This is a genomic window from Flavobacterium sp. LHD-85 (genome assembly GCF_030929595.1).
Lineage (GTDB): Bacteria > Bacteroidota > Bacteroidia > Flavobacteriales > Flavobacteriaceae > Flavobacterium.
Map to the genome: position 1 here is coordinate 237142 of NZ_JAVFVR010000007.1, position 17575 is coordinate 254716.

Sequence of the window (17575 nt, forward strand, 5' to 3'; positions counted from 1 at the left end):
GTGTTTTAGAATTATTTTTGATTAGTTACTTCGGCAACTTTAGTTGATTTTTCAGGCTGAATCGCTTGCCCGTCCTGAAGTTTGTCAATACCGCTTAACACGATTTGGTCACCCGTTTTTACACCTTCTTTAATTAAATAGTTGGTACCGCTTTTACCTACAACGGTAATAGGCATTTTAGTCACTTTGTTGTCTTTGCCTACAGTGAAAACAAATACTTTGTCTTGCATTTCAACAGTTGCTGCTTGAGGAACTAAAATGGCATCGTCGTGGTTTAATCCTAAACGGATTCTTCCTGTGTTTCCAGAACGTAAAACCCCGCCTTTATTTGGGAAAGTCGCTCTAATAGTGATCGCGCCTGTAGTTTTATCAAACTGACCGTCAACCATATCAATTTTTCCAGTTTGAGGATACGCATTGTTATCAGCCAAGATCAAAGTAACTGGAGGCAGTTTTTTGATTTTGTCACCAAGTGAATTTCCAGCATATTGCTCTTTAAAGTTGATGAAATCAGTTTCACCCAAAGAGAAATAAGCAAATACTTCGTGTACATCTGATAAAGTAGTTAAAGGTTCAACATCTGTAGCAGAAACTAAACTTCCTTGTTTTTTAGGCAGTCTTCCAATGTATCCGCTTACTGGAGCTGTAACATTAGTATATCCTAAATTAATTTTTGCAGAACCAACCATTGCTTTTGCTTGTTCGATATTGGCAGTAGCAATTTTTTGTGAAGCTTTAGCTGTTTTTAATTGATAATCAGAAACTACTTTGTTTTGAACTAGTGGAGTCAATTTATCAACTTCTAAATTTGCGTTGATCAAAGCCGCTTCTGCAGCGTGCAGACTTGCTAATGCATTGTTTAACTGCTCGCGGTACGGACGCTCATTGATTTTGAATAAAGTTTGTCCTTTGCTTACATAAGCACCTTCGTCTACATAAATTCTGTCTAGGTTTCCGCTTACTTGTGGGCGAATTTCAACATCGACAGTTCCTTGTATAGAAGCAGGATATTCAGAGTCAGTTGTGGTGTTGGCACTTGTAATAGCCAATACTGGCAAAACTGGTGGAGGAGGAGCAGTAGACGCCTGATTTTTGTCGGCACAGCTGCTTAAAACTAAGGCCAGAATAAAACTGGTTATAATTACATTTTTCATTTTCATAGTGGTTTTAATTGGTTGAACATTTTCTCGGATTAATTCTTTGGGCATTCTGGCATTCTCGGGATTCATATTTAATTGAATTAAATTATCTAACGTTGTTAAGTAAAAGAGCGCAAATTTCTATACAGTTAAGCCTTTCCAATTTTATTCAAAATCAGTATTAAATTATCTAACGTTGTTAAGTAAAAGTCTAAAAAAAGAGCTTTTATTACCTTGATTAAATTTTCTAACAGTGTTAAGCGAAAGTTATAAAAAAAAGGATTTTATGTTATCCCGTTTAAATCATTTTACACTGTTAAGTAAAATTGAAAAATTTTTTTATTGTATAGATTTGATGATACCAGTAATAGCATCCTTCAAAATCTGAGCATTTATTGTTTCTAAAATATCACTTTTGTTAATGATGTTGATGGCGATTAAACCATGAATAACAGAAAAGAAAGTAAAATATTTTTGTTTGATGATATCTTCACTAGGATTGCTGTCCTTCATAATTTCAGCAATAACCCCAGTAAACAATTTGTAAGGTGCTTCCTGAGCCGAACATCGCTGTGCACAGCACGTCATTTGAACACCAAACATAAGTTGATACATTTCAGTATTAGTAAAAGCGAAATCCCAATAAGTCATCCACATGGCTTCTAACTGATCTTCGGGTTTTTCAAACTTGTCTTTTGCAGTCTGCAACTCTTTAGCCAGTTTTAAAAAACCTTTGCCTGTCAGTTCTTCTAGTATTGCTTCTTTATTCGAGAAATATTCATAAATAATAGGAGCAGTATATTCGATTCTGTCGGCAATTTTACGCATACTCAAACCATTCCAGCCTTCATCTTTTACGATATCATAAGCAGCGCCAAGAATATTATTTCTTGTCTCTTCTTTTTGTCTTAAAATTCGATCTTTGCTAGCCATTGTATTCAAGTATTAAATCGTTTAACACTGTTAGGCAAATGTATGGCGGATTTTCGAATTTCAAAATATTTTTATCATAATATTTTCTTATCGTGCAATAAGTGTTTTTAAAATTCTATGCGAAGTCCTTATTTTATTAGACTTTTTGTTGAGATAATTTTTTTAAGGAGCAGATCTATTTTGGTTTTCAGAACCATTTGTCCCGCTCTTCATTCTATTTTTTGTGGTGAACCCCACCACAAAAAGATGCCATTTCGATCGGGGCTAGGAGAGAACCTATATTTTTTCATTAGAACTTCGACAAAATTTCAAACTTTGAGAAAGTTTAAGAGGAACAATTTTCTCTAAAAATTCCAGAGGAATGAAATATTTATAGATTGTTCATATGAGGTTTACAAAAGCTCCAGCGGAGCGACATATTAATTATTATAGATGCAAAAAATATTTCACCCCTCTGGGGCTCTTACAAAACGGGATTAATATTTCTATAAATATTTCGTCCCGCTGGGACTTTTGTAGGATACAATTTTAGCGTTCAGTTTGTCATTTTATGGAACGAAGAGCCACAGGTGCGAATCGATAAAGATTGGATTTGGCAACTAAAAAATACGTAAAAAGAAATTGCAAAATCTTTGTCAGGCTGAGCGAAGTCGAAGCCTCAATTATAATCGATAATTCCTATCTTACAGGATATTTTTCTGGATTTTGTGAAGTACGAAAAATAGCATTTAAAAATACCGTTTTTGACAATTCATCAACTATGAAAAATGCCACGTATGGAAATTTTTTAAATGGAAGATAACGATAATTAGTATCGTGAAATTAATAAAAAGGATTTATCTGTAAGGCTTTGTAAACCTTTTTATAATCATTAAGAAAATCTAGGGCAACTTTTTTACTAACTTTTAAAATATAATATTCAACGGCTTCCTCAATATTTTTTAATGCAATTGGAGAAACTATAATCTTATAATTCATACTTCTTTTTTAAATCGGTATATACAGAGTCAGCATCAGTATAAAGGTTTTTATCTGAAACAACTTGATCATTTAATATATTCTGTTGTTCTTCAGATAGCTCATAAGGTTTTACATTTGCTATCTCAAATTTGATCTTTAATGCTTTCATAAAAGCTTTTACAGCTTCAATTTGAGAGGCGTCTTCTGTGTATGCTGTGATATTAATTGCTTGCATGATATTAATTTACGAAAGTTGATAAACAAAGTTAAGACAAAAGTCTAATTTCTATGTTAATCTCTATAATTTATTTCTTTCTTCATTACCACGAATTGCAATTTTTCGTAACATTACAATAAAAAAATGAAAACCCTAACTATCCTAAAAACCACAATTGCAGTCTTATTTTTCCAACAAACCTTTTCTCAGGAAACCAAAAAAGAAATCGCAACACCGCAATACACAATCGAAAACTGTGTTAATCATTTTGAAATAGACAAGGCAACGAAAACCAAAGTAGGTTACCAATATTGGTTTGCCAATAAAGATTTCACTCAAGAAAACACTTTAAAAATGAGTATTGTCGAACCTGGAAAATCGACGCACGCGCCACATCACCACCCTGAAGAAGAGTTTTTCTATATCTTAGAAGGAACCGCCGAATTCTTCCTTGATGGGAAAACCGTTACTGCTGGCCCAAATACCAGTTTCTATTGTCCGCCAAATGCAGAGCATGGAATTAGCAACGCAGGGAAAACCGATTTGAAATATTTGGTTATTAAAAAGGATTTGAGGTAAAGATCATAATAGAAGTTCAAAAAATGTAATTATTTAAATTGCCTCCTGCTTTAGCTGGAGGTTAATAATTTAGTAATAGAAAAAGGCTTTAGCCAAAAATACATTTGCCCAAAGCCTAAACAAAGAATTACGAATAAGTCTCCAGCTAAAGAGGTTGGCTGCTAAATATTATGTTTACTTCAAAATGACAACCTCTTCAGGAATTATAAACAAAAGCGTACAGCCCGTTCTAGAAAATACAGAATGCGTACTTCCGGGTGGCATATACAAATAATCGCCTGCTTTTAATTCGTCTTTTCCAGAGCGAACTTCGCCTTCTAGAACATAGATTTCTTCGCCTGCGGGATGCACGTGATTTGGATAAGAAGCACCGGGTTCAAACTTTAAAAGAAAAGTAGGAGGGCGGTTAGTAGTGGCATCAAAGCGTAATACTTTAGCATAAATTCCGTCTGTTTTTACACCTTCTTCTTGAAGTGGTTTCCATTCTAATTCGCCGCTTTTTGTGATTTTAGTTTCCATATGTATTCAAATTTAATTAGTTAAGTTATTGGATAATTATTTTAAACACATAGAGACATAGAGTTTGTAAACTTATAAAGACGTTTCACATAGCTATGTGTGAAAATCTAGATTTTTTTAAATTATCTTTTTCAAATATTTTATAATCTATGTTTCTATGTGTTAGATTTTTTTGTAAACCAAAGGAGTTATTAGATTCTTAAAAGATATTCATCCAAACTCCATCGGTATTTTTCAACGGTTGCTAAGAGAAAAGCGCCCATAGAAAAGACAAATACAGAATAATCAAGAGGATCTTTTATTCCGAAGGAATAAGTCATTGCCAGCGCAAATAGAAAAGTTAAGATAGAAGCGCCGAGAGCAGTTTTTCTGGTCTGATATCCAATCAGCAATAAAACAGCAAATAAAGACTCTAGAAAAGTGCTTATAATTGCGATTGACGGAATGAAACTTTTTGGCAAAAAAGAATTTACACTTTCGGCGTAAGCCAGAAAATTTTTCCAACCCGAAGATTGTTTCCCAAGCAAACCCAACCGACTTGAAACAGCAGATAAAAATCCAATTGCCATTGCAATTCGTAAAAGCAAAATGGCATAATCTTGATATCTTTTCATAAACTATTTTATTAGTAATTAATCAGATACAAAGATCGGGTGGCGGTGCTTTTTAAAGAATAGAGAATCCTAGGAAAAGCATGTAATTATGTTTTTGAGTACAATGCGATTGCAAATAGAAACAAAGTCAAAATATTTTTATTTAATCTCGCAAAGTCGCAGAGTCACAAAGTTTTAGTAATAAAGCTTAAAGAAAATGCTTTGCGACTCTGCTCCCGATAGCTATCGGGATTGCGAGCAATTTTCAATACTAAAGAAAAAAACGTTACAGCTGAACAACTTTCTCTTTATAAGATTTTGGAGAAATATTAGTGTGTTTTTTAAAGAAGTTCGAAAAATAGAAAGGATCATTAAAGCCCAAAGCATAAGCGGTTTCTTTTACCGATAATTTCTCGTACGTAAACAAACGTTTTGCTTCAGAAATGATCAATCCAAAGATGATATTTTGTGCGGTTTTGTTGCAATGCAGTTTGGAGAGTTCATTTAATTTGGCTTCGGTTGTGCCAATTAAATCGGCAATTTCATTTACCGAAAGATTTTTGTCAAAATTCCCTCGAATAGCCTCCAGAAAATGAAGAAACAAAGCGTCTGGTTTGTAGATTTCTTCTCCCAGTTTTATTTTAGAACGATTGATTTCGATTAAAATCAATTGAATTCTAGAATGGATAGAGATGAGGTATTGATACGGTTTTTGGGCAATTTCCTGCTGAATAAGCTGTAAAGCATCAATAACCAATTTTTCGTCATCTACTTTTATCACTTCATTCATTGCAAAATGGCAGAACAAGCTGTTGTGAAAAATGAGTTCGATATCATTATCATTTTTGCAGAAGAAATCATAAGTAAATTCTAGAACAAATCCGGTTGCATTGCTGCTGTTTTTTATAAAATGAATTTGACCAGACGTTATCGTTAAGACCGAATTTTTGGTGATTAGATATTCGTTTTCGTCTACCGAAAGCGTTATTTCGCCCGATGTGCAAAACAGCAGCACATATTTTAATACGCGTCTAGGATGCTTTAAATCTTCTGCCTGATCAAACGTCTTAATATCAATCATTTGTTTTTGATTTTTATGCACAATTCCGATCGCAATCGGGAGCTAAGATTTTGTAAAGTTATGCATTTAAAGAAATTGTTTTCTCACGACAGAATATTAATCTGCATGCTTTTCAAAATAATGGGAAGCCATTTCTACAATTGCCTCTTTTGTTGTAAAACTGTATTGAACGCCATGATTGAGCGTATAAGAATCTCCAAGTTCGGGATGATACTGTTTTCCATCTATATGAAAGGGATCTAGAACCGAAAGCCAGAGATTGCGGTGCTGATCTTTGAAATAGAATTGGTCGCGATCTGCAACAACTAAGATTGTTCCGTTGTTATCGTCAAGAATTGAAGTATTGTTGCTATTCTCATAATCGCCCAAAATACTAATATTGGTGTTGTAATTTTTGGACGTTAATTCTACAATTTTTTTTGTTATTGGCATAAGAAGTGGTATTTAATTTGTCTCGAGGGCTGTAAATTTAAAACCGCAAATTTTATTAACATTACCCCTAGAAGTTTTTTTTATACTAAAATAGGGTTTTTAACTTAATAATTTGCGTAAGGTTTTCAATTCTTATTTCGACTTGAGGCAAAGATTTCAATAAAATATAAAAACCTTGATTTTATGGATCAAGGTTTTGTTTTAATGTTTTTGGGTTTTTATTCATTCGCTATAATTCTAAAGTAATCAAATTAAGAATGAATGCAAGTACTATTGATCCAATTCCAACTAGCAATATAGGATCGACTTTATCAAAAAGTTTAGGTTTTTTAGGAAGAGCATATACAATGGCTGTCAAAATTGAGATCGAAAACAAAATCAGAAAAACCCTTTTTCCTCCTCCAGTGTCTTCTTCATTTCTGCATCTAAGATCGAGGTATTCTTTATCATTTTTTATGAGCGAATGAATTCCACAAGTACTTTGCGTGTTGAAATCATCCAAATCATATTTTAAAATAGCAACTGAGATGGTATCTCCAGTTTTTATTTCATTTAGAAGTTCTTCTTTATTAACACAACTATAGTCATCACCAGTAATTTCAAAAGTACTTTGATTATCAATGCAGTTAAATTCTATCCATTTTTTGCTTCTTTTTCCTTTTCTTTCTTTGAATTTAGGAGCGTGCGAAATGATCAGGTTCTCATAAACTTCAAGATCTGACTGTTCTATGTTATAACTTCCACTGATGACTTTGATAAAAAAATAAGCTCCAAAAATGAGACACAATACAGATACAACTAAATAGCCTTTTTGCTTTTCTTCCCAATCACTAATGCTGTTAATCATGTTAAAGTTTACGATATTTTATATTCAAAAATAGGAATATTTTTTAGAGATTCTGGGTTTAGAATTGTCGGTGTTTTTTACGTATAGTTTGTCATTTCGAGGAACGAGAAATCACACTCGTTGATCGGCAAAGATTTGAAATAAAATCATTCAAAATGAAAATTAAGAAATTCAAAAGTTTCATTAAAACTTCTTATCAATTCAATTTTTTTATCTCTTCGCCATTTTTTTAGTTCTTTTTCTCTGGCGATCGCTTCCTGTATCCAAGTGAATTTTTCGTAATAAACTAAAAACTGAATATTATATTTTGCTGCAAAACTATTAATATTTAAGTCTATATTTTCTTTATGTTTTGAAAGTCTTTTTTTCAGGTTATTGGTAACGCCAATGTAAAAAGATGTTCGATGTTCATTTGTTATAATGTAGACGTAATAACTATGAAAGCCAAGTTGTGGATTAAACATTGTTTTTTTTGTACGAATATACATGTTTTTTTATTTCATTTTTTTATTTCGTTCGATTTGTCATTTCGACTGAAAGGAGAAATCGCACGCGCATATCGACAAAGATTGTCGACTTACTTTGCGGAATTTCTAGTGTGATTTCTCCTTTCAGTCGAAATGACAAAACTGCGATAAATGTTTGTTGAAATCCTTTCCAAAGAAGCCGAAACAAGGCTGATTGATTTTTTTAACCATATTATAGATCCCGAAGATAGGACTAAAATCTTAAGACAAGTAAATTGCATTTTAGCTCTCGGCGTAATGCGACAACACGAAACCCTCCAAATTGGACTAACCAATTTTGAAGACAATTATTATTGGCTCAATGAATTGGCAGAGATTTTGAATCCTTATTTGAGTGAGGATTAATGTTTTTTAGATAGTAAAAAAAAAAGCCGCTTATTAAAGCGGCTTTAAAAATTAAAGTCTACTACAATGACTACAAAGAGGTTTCCCACCAGTTCCTGGTCGAAGATTAACTTTTTCAATGTTGTTTCCTTCTGTACAACTGGTGTTGTTGTGATACACAGATTGTTTTACACTGTGAAATGCAGCTGTTTTTGCCATAATAAATTGTTTTATAATTAATATGGAGAAAGTTAGTGCAGTTGAATTTTAGTATTTTATGGAAATCCATAATGGATTATTTTTTAAAAATAAACTTTGACTCACGAGCGAGACGCTCGCGCTAGCGGGGGATTTTGAATCCTTATTTGAGTTAGGAGTAGAGTTAAAATAAAAAACCTCGATTTTTTTAAGATCAAGGTTTTTTTATAACATTGATTTATTCTTCAACTTTTAGGCCCAAAATCTCTATAAATCTAGCTTTTGATTTTGTCTTTTTTGCAATACCTGTAATTGTAATTGTTTGTTTTAACTTATGAGCTTCAATAGCTAACTTATATAATTCACTATCTAAATTTGCCGTAACCGTTATAGCCATCTGCTGATGTAGAGCAGTGTATGTTACACTATTTTTAAGTCCATCAGGATCTTTTGAATGTAAACCAACAATTTTGCCACTAAAAGTAAATTCTCCGACTTCAAATGAGTATGCTTCAATTTGTTCGACAAATTGAGTTAGCTTATGCAATTTTTGTTTTGTTATATTTTCATTTGTTAAAATATTACTATACTGAATATTATGAAATGTAAAATCAATATTTTTTAAATTAGCTTTATCGATAAAAGATTCGATATCCTTAAATAATTTAATATTTATTCGACTTTCATTTTCAATAAGATATTCTTCAGAGGCATATACTTCTCCTTCTAAAATGTTACTATTTATGAAGTTTAGTATTTCCATTAACTTTTTATTGATTTGTTCAGAATAAACTTCATTACGATCAAACAATTCACTTTCTTTGATTAATTCTTTACTAGGTAACTGAATTTTTGCAACAAAACTTCCTTTCTCAGTTTGCAAAAAATTACAAAGATTTAAATAACGAGAAACTTCTTCAGGAACTCTAGTTGATGTAACATTTTGGTCAATTACAAAACTTGCGGTATCCCTAAGTATAGCTCTTATACTATCGACTACTTCTTCAAATCTATTTAATGAGATTTTTCCATCTTTTGTTTTTTCATCATGAATTCTGACTTTTAAAACTGTTGATTCAGTTTGTAAAACAGCATTTAAATCATCACGTGTTAGTGAATAAAATTCACCAATTATTTCGAAAATATTATTAATGAAATTCTTTGAATCACTTTTATCCATACTTCTAGGTACATAGATTTTAAAATTGTCTGGCAATTTAAAGTAAGCTGGCGGATTTAATTCAATAAATGCATTATTCACTTTGGAAACTTCCCATTCGCGATTGACCAAAAATGATATTATGTTATCGTTTATCATGGATAAAAAAGTGAGTGTAAATCATTACAAAAGTTGATTCCAAGTAGATTTGTATTTGGTATTTCTATTCTTATCCTAGAAGTATTTGATGTCCAACCTGAACCTGTTGGAGGAATATACCAATATGCATTTTTTCGTAAACGAATTTCATTATTATTAATGTCAACCCATAGATTTGAATTTACTGGTAATACAAATAAAATCAGTACTAATGGGGCTGTGCCATTTGTTTGTCTTTCAATCAAATCATTATAAGATTTTACCTCTAAATCATATTTTATTGAATTTGCTTCATAGATGATTGAATTTTCTGTTGTTGCTTTAAGTTGGATATCGATATATCTACTATCAAAATTCCAACGAAGCGTTCCATCAGGTTTTGTGTATTGGTAACTTTTTTTTAAAGTATAATCTATTCCAAGATCAATTTCAGGTTTGTCAACAGCAAATCCTTTATTAGCTGCTAATATCCCTATAAATCTATTAGACAATTGTTCTTTAATTTGTTCTTCGGTCATGCTTATGTAAGATTAGACAATTTACAAAGTTGGCATATGTTTTAGGTTTGGCAAAATATGAATAAAAATATAATCCAGTTAGCTTAATAAAAAACGAATATATTCATATGGATTTATTGTGTACAAAATTCTACAAATACGTATCCTAATTTTGTCATTCTAATACTTGTATAATCTGATACATCCAAATCTATATCTAAAGACGTGTCGGAAGGATCATCACTACTTTTTTCTGCACAAGTCACTTCTACTTCTGTATCATATTTTAGAGTTCCAAGAGCAACCAAATTAGAAATATCAGTTTCTAGATTATCCAAAGAAATGTTTAGTTCTTTGCCTATTTCACTAATATCAAAAGTAAACCAATCTAACCTAAGATCCTCTGGTTTTACATTTTTGTTATTATCATAAAATAACCTTTCTGTATCATTTTCTCTATTGCATCGTTTTTGTCGTTCAAGTCTGAGTTTTTGGTGAACGTGATTTAAAATTTTAGCTTCAACGTTTGATATTTTATTTAAAATCTCAATTGAATTTTGTTGTAATAAAATAGAAGTTGGTTTTGATAAAATGTTTGTTATAAGTTTTGCCCATAACTCTTGCAAATTTTTATCTTCTTCATAAGATGAAAACTCTAGCATTGGTGCTAAGACTTTTAGATTAACTTTTAAAACATCAATATTTTTATCTTTTAAATATTTTTCTGCTTTTTCGAATATAGAAACTTGATTTTTAAAACGTCTTAACTTTACTTGATCTGCAATCATTTCCCCAGTTTCATTAAAAGCTTTTCCAAATAAGCTTTTTATTAAACTTTCCGATTTCTCTGCAACGGCTTTTATTGCCTCATCAGTTGCTATTTTTTCAAGTCCTGTCATAATTAATATATTAATTTCTAAATTTAAATTTTATTTTCAATACTTAATATAATATTCGGTATTAAGTAATTTTTAGAATTTGGCTATATTACAAATTATTATAATAGATTATTGTTCTTTCAAAAATATAAATTTAACTATGATTAATAATCACGTAATTTTACCTGATTTTATTTGGACTATTGTATATCCGCAAAAAAAAGGACAGTCCCTCCAATTAAAGAAGAACTGCCCTTTTAGGCAAATTTTTAAATTTGCATTCCTAAGAATGCGTACAGTTTATGGTAATCACTAAATTGAAGACTAAACGCAGGTTATACGAATTATGCTTTTTATTTTGTACCAGCACATTCAAGTATAATACCGATATAGTATGAAAACAGTCTAATTTTTATTAGACTGTATTGAATACATAATCGGTATTATTCGTTTATGACATCGCCTTCCTTAGTTTCTTCGCTGGCAATTTTTACCAGTTTATCGTTTGGAGTTAAGTCGCCGAAAATTTCAATTTTATCTTCGATTTCTCTTCCTTTTTTAATGTCAACTCTTGTTGCTTTGTGGTTTACTACTTTTACCACATAAATTCCTTCTGCAGAACTTACTACGGCAGATTTTGGTACTACAAATGTGCTGTCTTTCGCGTTAAGCGGTAATAAAACTTCGGCAACCATTCCTGGCAATAAATTTCCTTTGGTGTTGTGAACGTCCATTTCAACTCTTTCAGAACGCAGTTTCAAATCTAATGCGCCAGACATTCTTGTAATTTTAGCTGTAAAAGTATCTGGCAGAGATTTTACATTAAAACTCATTTCGTCGCCTGGGTGTAAATATCCTGTGTATAATTCTGGTACAGAAACCGCCAAACGTAATTTACTTTGCTCTTGAATCGTTAATAAAGGCAAATCTGAACCTTTTCCTGCTGGGCCAACAAATGTTCCTAAATTGACATTTCTAGCTGCTACAACGCCGTCAAAAGGAGCACGAATTTCTAAGTAGCCTCTCATAATCGCAATTTCTTTATGTGCTGCAATTGCTGCTTGAAGTTGAGCGTAATCGGAGTTCTTTTTTCCGCTTGCCATTTCTAAATCGTTTTTAGAAATTGTTCCTTCCACCTTGCTGGTTTCGTACAAACGGTTGTAAGTGCTTTTGCTGGTAGCGTAAATCGCTTCCATAGATTTCAGTCTAGATTCGGCTGCAGCCAATTGTGAACTGATTTCTGGCGCTTCCAAAACAATCAAAAGCTGTCCTTTTTTTACTTTCGTACCAATATCAACTTTCAATAATTTTACGAAACTGCTCACTTTTGCATACAAATCAACTTGTTGAAAACCGGTTAATTCGGCTGGCAAACGCAATTCTGTTGTTAGTTTTTCTTTCGCTAAAGCAAAAGTTTCTACTTTAGGTTCGATTTCTGCTTTAACAGGTTCTTCTTTTTTCTTTTCACAGCTTAGTACAGCCAAAGCTGTAAATAGTATCGCTGTAGATTTTATAATGTTATTTTTCATTTTTTGGTTTTATATAATGAATATGTTTTAAGCTTCTGAGTGAAAGTGTTTAAAATTTAATTTAACACATAGAATCATAGCTCTTCTTTACGGATAAAGGCGTTTCACTTGTTTCAATGCACATAGCTATGTGTGAAAACTAGTTTTTTCTTTTACCTTTTTTTATTTAAAACTAAAATCTATGTTTCTATGTGTTAAAAAATAATTACTCACAACAGGTTATAACTTTTGACTTTATGACTTTCGGCTTTATGACTTTATTACTTTCCAACTTTTGACTTACTTATTGATGAGATATAATGGATACTTTCTTCGTCTTCAGGATCTAAAGAAACAGATTGTGTCGATGTTTTTTCTTGTGCCCACGCAAATATCTGCGGAAGGATCAATAATACGGCAAAAGTAGAAAATAATAATCCACCGATAACCGCTCTTCCTAACGGAGAAACCTGATCGCCTCCTTCGCCGTGACCAATTGCCATTGGCAGCATTCCCGCAATCATCGCAACAGAAGTCATGATAATCGGACGAAGACGCAACGCTGCTGCTTCACGCGCAGATTCTAAGGCGTTTCCGTTTATTTTTCGAAGCTGTTCGGCATTCGTAACCAAAAGAACGGCGTTGGCAATAGAAACCCCAACCGACATGATGATTCCCATATACGATTGCAAATTAAGCGTAGAACCTGTAATAGTCAGCATTAATAAAGCTCCTAAAACTACGGCAGGAACTGTTGTTAAAATAACCAGCGAAACTTTGAACGATTGGAAATTAGCGGCCAGCATTAAGAAGATTACAAACACAGCGACCAATAATCCTGTTTGCAAGCTGCTTAATGTCTCTGTCAGTACAGTACTTAGTCCGATTGGCGTGATAAACAAACCACGTGGTAATTCACCCAAGGCACTAATTGTTTTGCTCACATCTTTTGAAGCCGTCCCCAAATCGGTTTGATAGATGTTTGCTGTCACGGTAATGTACGGCATGGCCCCTAAATTGTCATTTTCACCGCTCACAAATCCTGGCGTAATTTTGGCAACGTCGCTTAAAACCGGACGAAGCGAGTTTTTCAATACCGGAATTTCTCCAATATCGGTTTTGCTTTTCATTTTATTTAAAGGCACTTGAACCTGAACAGAATACGATAATCCTGCTTTTTCGTCAACCCAGTTATTTTTTTCGGTATAACGTGAAGATGAAGTCGAAGCTACAAGCGAACGCGAAATGTCATTCATGTCAACTCCCAATTCGGCAGCACGGGTTCTGTCAATATCAATATTCATTGCTGGATAATGTATTGGCTGACCAATTTGAACGTCTCTGAAATACGAAATCGCTTTTAGTTTATTTACAATTTCAGTCGCGTACAATTCGTTTCTTTTTTTGTCTTTTCCAGCCACTCGAATCTCAATTGGAGTAGGAGAACCTTGGCTTAAAACTTTATCCGTCAATTCGATTGGCTCAAAAGAAAGTTTAGTGTCTGGAAGTTGTTTCTTAAGTCTTGCTCTAAACTCGTCTTTAAAATCATCCATGTCTTCGTGATAGTCTTTTAAACTCACTTGGAAAACCGCTTCATGAGAACCTGCCATGAACAGATAAATCGGGTTGATTGAGAATAGAGAAGGGTGCTGACCCACATATACAGATGTAATTCCGATATGATCTTTTCCGACCATTTTCTCCAATTCTTTTAAAACAATTCTAGCTTGTTCTTCAGTTCTTTCTAAACGAGTTCCGTCTGTTGCTCTCATTCTCAATTGAAACTGACTTGAGTTGGTTCTCGGGAAAACGTCTTTTCCGATAAAATTAATGAACACAATGGCTAAAAGTGTTGCTCCAACCAAATAGGTCACAGTCGTTATTTTTTTATGAACAAACAAACGGTCTAAAGTTCGCATAAAACGATTTCTGAATCGCTCGAAACCGCTTACTTTTCCATCATTGTTGAAATCTTCTCTTTCGACCATTTCTTTTTTCTGACCAATTAAATTTTGCTCAGATTCTGGTGTTAAACCGCAGTCGTTAAACTCAGCTTCATCATCTGTAATTTCTGGTCCGTGTGCGTGTTTTTCATGTCCTTTCATCATCCAGTTGGCCATTACAGGCACAAAAGTTTGAGATAGTAAGAACGAAATCACCATAGAAAAACCAATTGCTAATGCCAAAGGCAAGAACAACGCTCCCGGAATACCAACCATGGTAAATGCTGGTGCAAATACCGCTAGAATACAAAGTAAGATCAATAATTTAGGTAAAGCAATTTCCTGACAGGCATCCCAAATGGCGAGCGCTTTTGGTTTTCCCATGTCGAGATGCTGGTGAATATTTTCGATGGTTACCGTACTTTCATCCACCAAAATACCAATCGCTAAAGCCAATCCTGATAATGACATTAAGTTGATCGTCTGCCCGAATAATTTCAGGAATAAAACTCCAGAAATAATCGAAATCGGAATCGTCATAATTACAATTAAAGCTGCACGACGGTCACCCAAGAATAATAAAACCATTAATCCCGTTAAAACCGCACCGATAATTCCTTCAGTAATCAAACTTTTTACGGAGTTGATTACATAAACCGATTGGTCAAATTCGTACGTAATGTTTACATCTTCAGGAAGTGTGCTTTGAATTTTAGGAAGTTCTTTTTTCAATTTCTGAACCACGTCCCAAGTCGAAGCATCTCCCGCTTTTGCAATACTAATGTAAACCGAACGTTTTCCGTTTACTAAAGCGTAACCAGCTGTAATATCGGCACCGTCTTTTACTGAGGCAACATCGCCCAGTTTTAAGTTCTGAACACCACCTTTGAATAACGGAATCTGTTCAAAATCTTTAACTTCTTTAATCGTATTGTTGGTTGGTGTAATATAGTTTTTGTCGCCCATACGCACGTTTCCAGAAGGCGCCGTTTGGTTGTTTAGACGAATCGCATCAACAATCTGGTCAGGCGTCATATTATGAGAACGCAATAAATCTGGATCTACGTTTACCTCAATTGTTCTTGGGCTTCCGCCAAAAGGAGCTGGAGATAATAAACCTGGAATTGCAGTAAATGAAGCACGAACATAAACGTTGGCTAAATCCTGCAGTTCGTTGTTTGAACGTATTTTACTGCTCAAAACCAATTGCCCGATTGGAAGTGAAGAGGCATCAAAACGAATGATAAACGGAGGCTGTGTTCCTGGAGGAAAAGCCGCTTGGATTCTGTTCGAAAGAGCACTTAACTCGGCAGCTGCCTGAGCCATGTTGGTTCCTTCATAATAGGTTAATTTCATAATCATTAACCCCTGAATATTTTTGGTTTCTACAGATTTGATACCGTTCGAGAAAGGTAAAACGTTTACGTAGTTTTTGGCAAAATAAGCCTCCATCTGATCTGGCGTGTAACCTCCAAACGGATGCGCAATATAGATAACCGGCAAATTCATTTTTGGCAGAATGTCTACCTTAATGTCTTTGATGGCACCAATTCCGAAGAAAAATAGACCCGCAACCAATACTAAAATGGAAATGGGTTTGCGGAGTGCAAAACGTATTAAATTCATTAGGATTTATAATTAAAATTCATTTATAAATAAGTCAAAATTTCCTGTTGCAGCGACTTTCAATAAGTACGACTGCCACACATTATTATTGACAATATCTCGATCGATTTCAGCGCGATTTAGCGTAAACATGGTTTGAGTTAAATCAGTCAAATCAGTTAAACCATTTTTGTATAAGGTCGATTTCTGAATGTAAGCTCTTTGCGCGGCATCAACCTGAATTGGCGCTTCTGCATAATTTTCCAAAGTAATTTTGATTTTATCTTCGGCAAATGTCAGCTGCGATTTCAATTCTCTATCAGCCTGATTGTATTCTTCCTGCAAAGCTTGAGAAACAAATTTCTGAGCGCTTACTTGTTTGCTTGATCTGAAAGGCGTGGTTAAATTCCACGTAATTCCAACTCCGACTAAATAATTGGTACGATCTGGATTTACGCCATCCCAATAATTTCTCGTAAAAGCATTTTGATTGGTCGCGTACGAATTATCAAATCCTGAAGCTCTGGTTTGTAAAACCCCAAAAGCACTCATAGTTGGATAATAGAAACGTTTGTACAATTTAACCTGCTGATTGCTGTAATCGATTTTGGTTTTATAGAATTGTAATAAAGGGTGAAGACTGTCTGTAGCAGTTTCTTTGGTTACCAATTCTTTTGGTATCTGAGTTACAAAAAGTGTATCGGTAACAAAATCCTGCGGCGCAACGCCCATTAAATCGACTAATTTGTTGTTTTGTTCTTTAACAAAGTTTCGGGCTAAGTTTAAAGCGATTTTTGCTTTAGAAACTTCGGCAGTTGCCAATGTAGAATCGACTCCGGCCAATAATCCGTTTTTAACTCTCGCAACAGCTGTCTTTTTGAAGACTTCTGCGCGGTCTAAGTTTTTTTGCTGCGAAATCAGCAATCTTTGGCTTGCCAATAAATTCAAATAAGCAGCCGAAATTTTGATTTCCTGCTGGAATTTTTCCTGCTGCAAATCTTTTTCTTTAGCCTGAACATCAATTTTAGATAAATTGATTTTTTCCTGTGTTTTTCCGAAGGTGAAAAAATCCCAGTTCATGTTGACTAAATAAAGCGCACCAAATGCCGAGTTCCAGTTTTGTTCTGGTAACGGAAGTCCTGATGAAGCAACTCCTAAACCTCCAAAACCATACAACGGTCCGTTTTGTCCGTTTACGGTTCCGTAATCCTGCTGTGCCGATAAATTCAAGTTGGGCAGATAATCACGGCGAGATTGTTTTAGAGTCTCTTTTGATGCATTGGTGTAATTGTTTTTTGCTCGGATAGAACCGTAGTTTTCAAGACCTATCTTTATTGCTTCTTTTAAAGACAGGGTTTGAGCATAACCGATTGAGGCAAAAATCAATAAAAATAAAATGGTAATTTTTTTGAAATACATAAACTCAAGGTGGATAAAATGTTTTTGATGAAACAAATTTATTTCTCTTATACTGATA

Annotated in this window: 18 protein-coding genes; 2 read left to right on the forward strand and 16 right to left on the reverse strand. The window is 33.7% G+C overall.

Going from position 1 to position 17575, the window contains the following annotated elements; translation table 11 throughout:
* Positions 1–11: 11 nt before the first annotated feature.
* From RB618_RS13975 to RB618_RS13990, 4 genes are all read right to left on the reverse strand, one after another.
* On the reverse strand, positions 12–1229 hold the full coding sequence (locus RB618_RS13975) for an efflux RND transporter periplasmic adaptor subunit (protein WP_308069290.1): 1218 nt from the start codon (positions 1227–1229) through the stop codon (positions 12–14).
* 249 nt (positions 1230–1478) lie between these two features.
* The gene (locus tag RB618_RS13980) at positions 1479–2072 is read right to left on the reverse strand and encodes a TetR/AcrR family transcriptional regulator (protein WP_111377152.1); all 594 of its coding nucleotides are present in this window, start codon (positions 2070–2072) and stop codon (positions 1479–1481) included.
* A gap of 822 nt (positions 2073–2894) precedes the next feature.
* Positions 2895–3050, reverse strand: coding sequence for a hypothetical protein (locus RB618_RS13985; RefSeq protein WP_308069291.1), 156 nt, complete (start codon positions 3048–3050; stop codon positions 2895–2897).
* Positions 3040–3267: a DUF2683 family protein gene (locus RB618_RS13990; protein WP_308069292.1), complete on the reverse strand. Its 228-nt coding sequence runs from the start codon at positions 3265–3267 to the stop codon at positions 3040–3042. The genes RB618_RS13985 and RB618_RS13990 overlap by 11 nt, the downstream gene beginning before the upstream one ends.
* Before the next feature lie 126 nt (positions 3268–3393).
* On the opposite strand from RB618_RS13990, the gene RB618_RS13995 reads away from it, so the two are divergent.
* Complete coding sequence (locus tag RB618_RS13995; protein ID WP_308069293.1) at positions 3394–3828, forward strand: cupin domain-containing protein; 435 nt, start codon at positions 3394–3396, stop codon at positions 3826–3828.
* A gap of 174 nt (positions 3829–4002) precedes the next feature.
* Here the strand turns inward: RB618_RS13995 and RB618_RS14000 are convergent, their stop codons facing one another.
* The 6 genes from RB618_RS14000 to RB618_RS14025 form a co-directional block, all read right to left on the reverse strand.
* Positions 4003–4347, reverse strand: coding sequence for a dimethylsulfonioproprionate lyase family protein (locus RB618_RS14000; protein ID WP_308069294.1), 345 nt, complete (start codon positions 4345–4347; stop codon positions 4003–4005).
* 191 nt (positions 4348–4538) lie between these two features.
* Complete coding sequence (locus RB618_RS14005) at positions 4539–4961, reverse strand: DoxX family protein (RefSeq protein ID WP_308069295.1); 423 nt, start codon at positions 4959–4961, stop codon at positions 4539–4541.
* Positions 4962–5226: 265 nt separating this feature from the next.
* Positions 5227–6021, reverse strand: a complete 795-nt coding sequence (locus RB618_RS14010) for an AraC family transcriptional regulator (protein ID WP_308069296.1) — start codon at positions 6019–6021, stop codon at positions 5227–5229.
* 96 nt (positions 6022–6117) lie between these two features.
* Positions 6118–6453 (reverse strand): hypothetical protein, encoded by a 336-nt coding sequence (locus RB618_RS14015; protein ID WP_308069297.1) that lies wholly within the window; start codon positions 6451–6453, stop codon positions 6118–6120.
* Positions 6454–6682: 229 nt separating this feature from the next.
* Positions 6683–7300 carry a hypothetical protein gene (locus RB618_RS14020; protein ID WP_308069298.1) on the reverse strand — a complete coding sequence of 206 codons (618 nt, stop codon included), beginning with the start codon at positions 7298–7300 and terminating at the stop codon, positions 6683–6685.
* 146 nt (positions 7301–7446) lie between these two features.
* Positions 7447–7764: a GIY-YIG nuclease family protein gene (locus RB618_RS14025; RefSeq protein WP_308069299.1), complete on the reverse strand. Its 318-nt coding sequence runs from the start codon at positions 7762–7764 to the stop codon at positions 7447–7449.
* Between the two features lie 174 nt (positions 7765–7938).
* Here RB618_RS14025 and RB618_RS14030 point away from each other — a divergent pair, with 174 nt between their 5' ends.
* Positions 7939–8172, forward strand: a complete 234-nt coding sequence (locus RB618_RS14030; RefSeq protein WP_308069300.1) for a hypothetical protein — start codon at positions 7939–7941, stop codon at positions 8170–8172.
* 415 nt (positions 8173–8587) lie between these two features.
* Here RB618_RS14030 and RB618_RS14035 read toward each other — a convergent pair whose 3' ends face one another.
* From RB618_RS14035 to RB618_RS14060, 6 genes are all read right to left on the reverse strand, one after another.
* Positions 8588–9667, reverse strand: a complete 1080-nt coding sequence (locus RB618_RS14035) for a hypothetical protein (protein WP_308069301.1) — start codon at positions 9665–9667, stop codon at positions 8588–8590.
* On the reverse strand, positions 9664–10185 hold the full coding sequence (locus RB618_RS14040) for a DUF4365 domain-containing protein (RefSeq protein WP_308069302.1): 522 nt from the start codon (positions 10183–10185) through the stop codon (positions 9664–9666). Before RB618_RS14040 ends, RB618_RS14035 begins: the two co-directional genes overlap by 4 nt.
* Positions 10186–10298: 113 nt before the next feature.
* Entirely contained in the window at positions 10299–11063 is a 765-nt protein-coding gene (locus RB618_RS14045; protein WP_308069303.1) for an Abi-alpha family protein, read from the reverse strand.
* 422 nt (positions 11064–11485) lie between these two features.
* Positions 11486–12571: an efflux RND transporter periplasmic adaptor subunit gene (locus RB618_RS14050; protein WP_308069304.1), complete on the reverse strand. Its 1086-nt coding sequence runs from the start codon at positions 12569–12571 to the stop codon at positions 11486–11488.
* Between the two features lie 260 nt (positions 12572–12831).
* Complete coding sequence (locus RB618_RS14055) at positions 12832–16119, reverse strand: efflux RND transporter permease subunit (RefSeq protein WP_308069305.1); 3288 nt, start codon at positions 16117–16119, stop codon at positions 12832–12834.
* 12 nt (positions 16120–16131) lie between these two features.
* Complete coding sequence (locus RB618_RS14060) at positions 16132–17517, reverse strand: TolC family protein (RefSeq protein ID WP_308069306.1); 1386 nt, start codon at positions 17515–17517, stop codon at positions 16132–16134.
* Between the last annotated feature and the right edge of the window lie 58 nt (positions 17518–17575).

Bases quoted from the DNA above. Each gene is read 5' to 3' on its own strand.
- RB618_RS14000 (WP_308069294.1), bottom strand. From the start codon at position 4,347: ATGGAAACTAAAATCACAAAAAGCGGCGAATTAGAATGGAAACCACTT.
- RB618_RS13995 (WP_308069293.1), top strand. From the start codon at position 3,394: ATGAAAACCCTAACTATCCTAAAAACCACAATTGCAGTCTTATTTTTC.
- RB618_RS13975 (WP_308069290.1), bottom strand. From the start codon at position 1,229: ATGAATCCCGAGAATGCCAGAATGCCCAAAGAATTAATCCGAGAAAAT.
- RB618_RS14005 (WP_308069295.1), bottom strand. From the start codon at position 4,961: ATGAAAAGATATCAAGATTATGCCATTTTGCTTTTACGAATTGCAATG.
- RB618_RS14015 (WP_308069297.1), bottom strand. From the start codon at position 6,453: ATGCCAATAACAAAAAAAATTGTAGAATTAACGTCCAAAAATTACAAC.
- RB618_RS14020 (WP_308069298.1), bottom strand. From the start codon at position 7,300: ATGATTAACAGCATTAGTGATTGGGAAGAAAAGCAAAAAGGCTATTTA.
- RB618_RS14055 (WP_308069305.1), bottom strand. From the start codon at position 16,119: ATGAATTTAATACGTTTTGCACTCCGCAAACCCATTTCCATTTTAGTA.
- RB618_RS14040 (WP_308069302.1), bottom strand. From the start codon at position 10,185: ATGACCGAAGAACAAATTAAAGAACAATTGTCTAATAGATTTATAGGG.
- RB618_RS14060 (WP_308069306.1), bottom strand. From the start codon at position 17,517: ATGTATTTCAAAAAAATTACCATTTTATTTTTATTGATTTTTGCCTCA.
- RB618_RS13980 (WP_111377152.1), bottom strand. From the start codon at position 2,072: ATGGCTAGCAAAGATCGAATTTTAAGACAAAAAGAAGAGACAAGAAAT.
- RB618_RS14045 (WP_308069303.1), bottom strand. From the start codon at position 11,063: ATGACAGGACTTGAAAAAATAGCAACTGATGAGGCAATAAAAGCCGTT.
- RB618_RS13985 (WP_308069291.1), bottom strand. From the start codon at position 3,050: ATGAATTATAAGATTATAGTTTCTCCAATTGCATTAAAAAATATTGAG.
- RB618_RS13990 (WP_308069292.1), bottom strand. From the start codon at position 3,267: ATGCAAGCAATTAATATCACAGCATACACAGAAGACGCCTCTCAAATT.
- RB618_RS14050 (WP_308069304.1), bottom strand. From the start codon at position 12,571: ATGAAAAATAACATTATAAAATCTACAGCGATACTATTTACAGCTTTG.
- RB618_RS14035 (WP_308069301.1), bottom strand. From the start codon at position 9,667: ATGATAAACGATAACATAATATCATTTTTGGTCAATCGCGAATGGGAA.
- RB618_RS14030 (WP_308069300.1), top strand. From the start codon at position 7,939: ATGTTTGTTGAAATCCTTTCCAAAGAAGCCGAAACAAGGCTGATTGAT.
- RB618_RS14010 (WP_308069296.1), bottom strand. From the start codon at position 6,021: ATGATTGATATTAAGACGTTTGATCAGGCAGAAGATTTAAAGCATCCT.
- RB618_RS14025 (WP_308069299.1), bottom strand. From the start codon at position 7,764: ATGTTTAATCCACAACTTGGCTTTCATAGTTATTACGTCTACATTATA.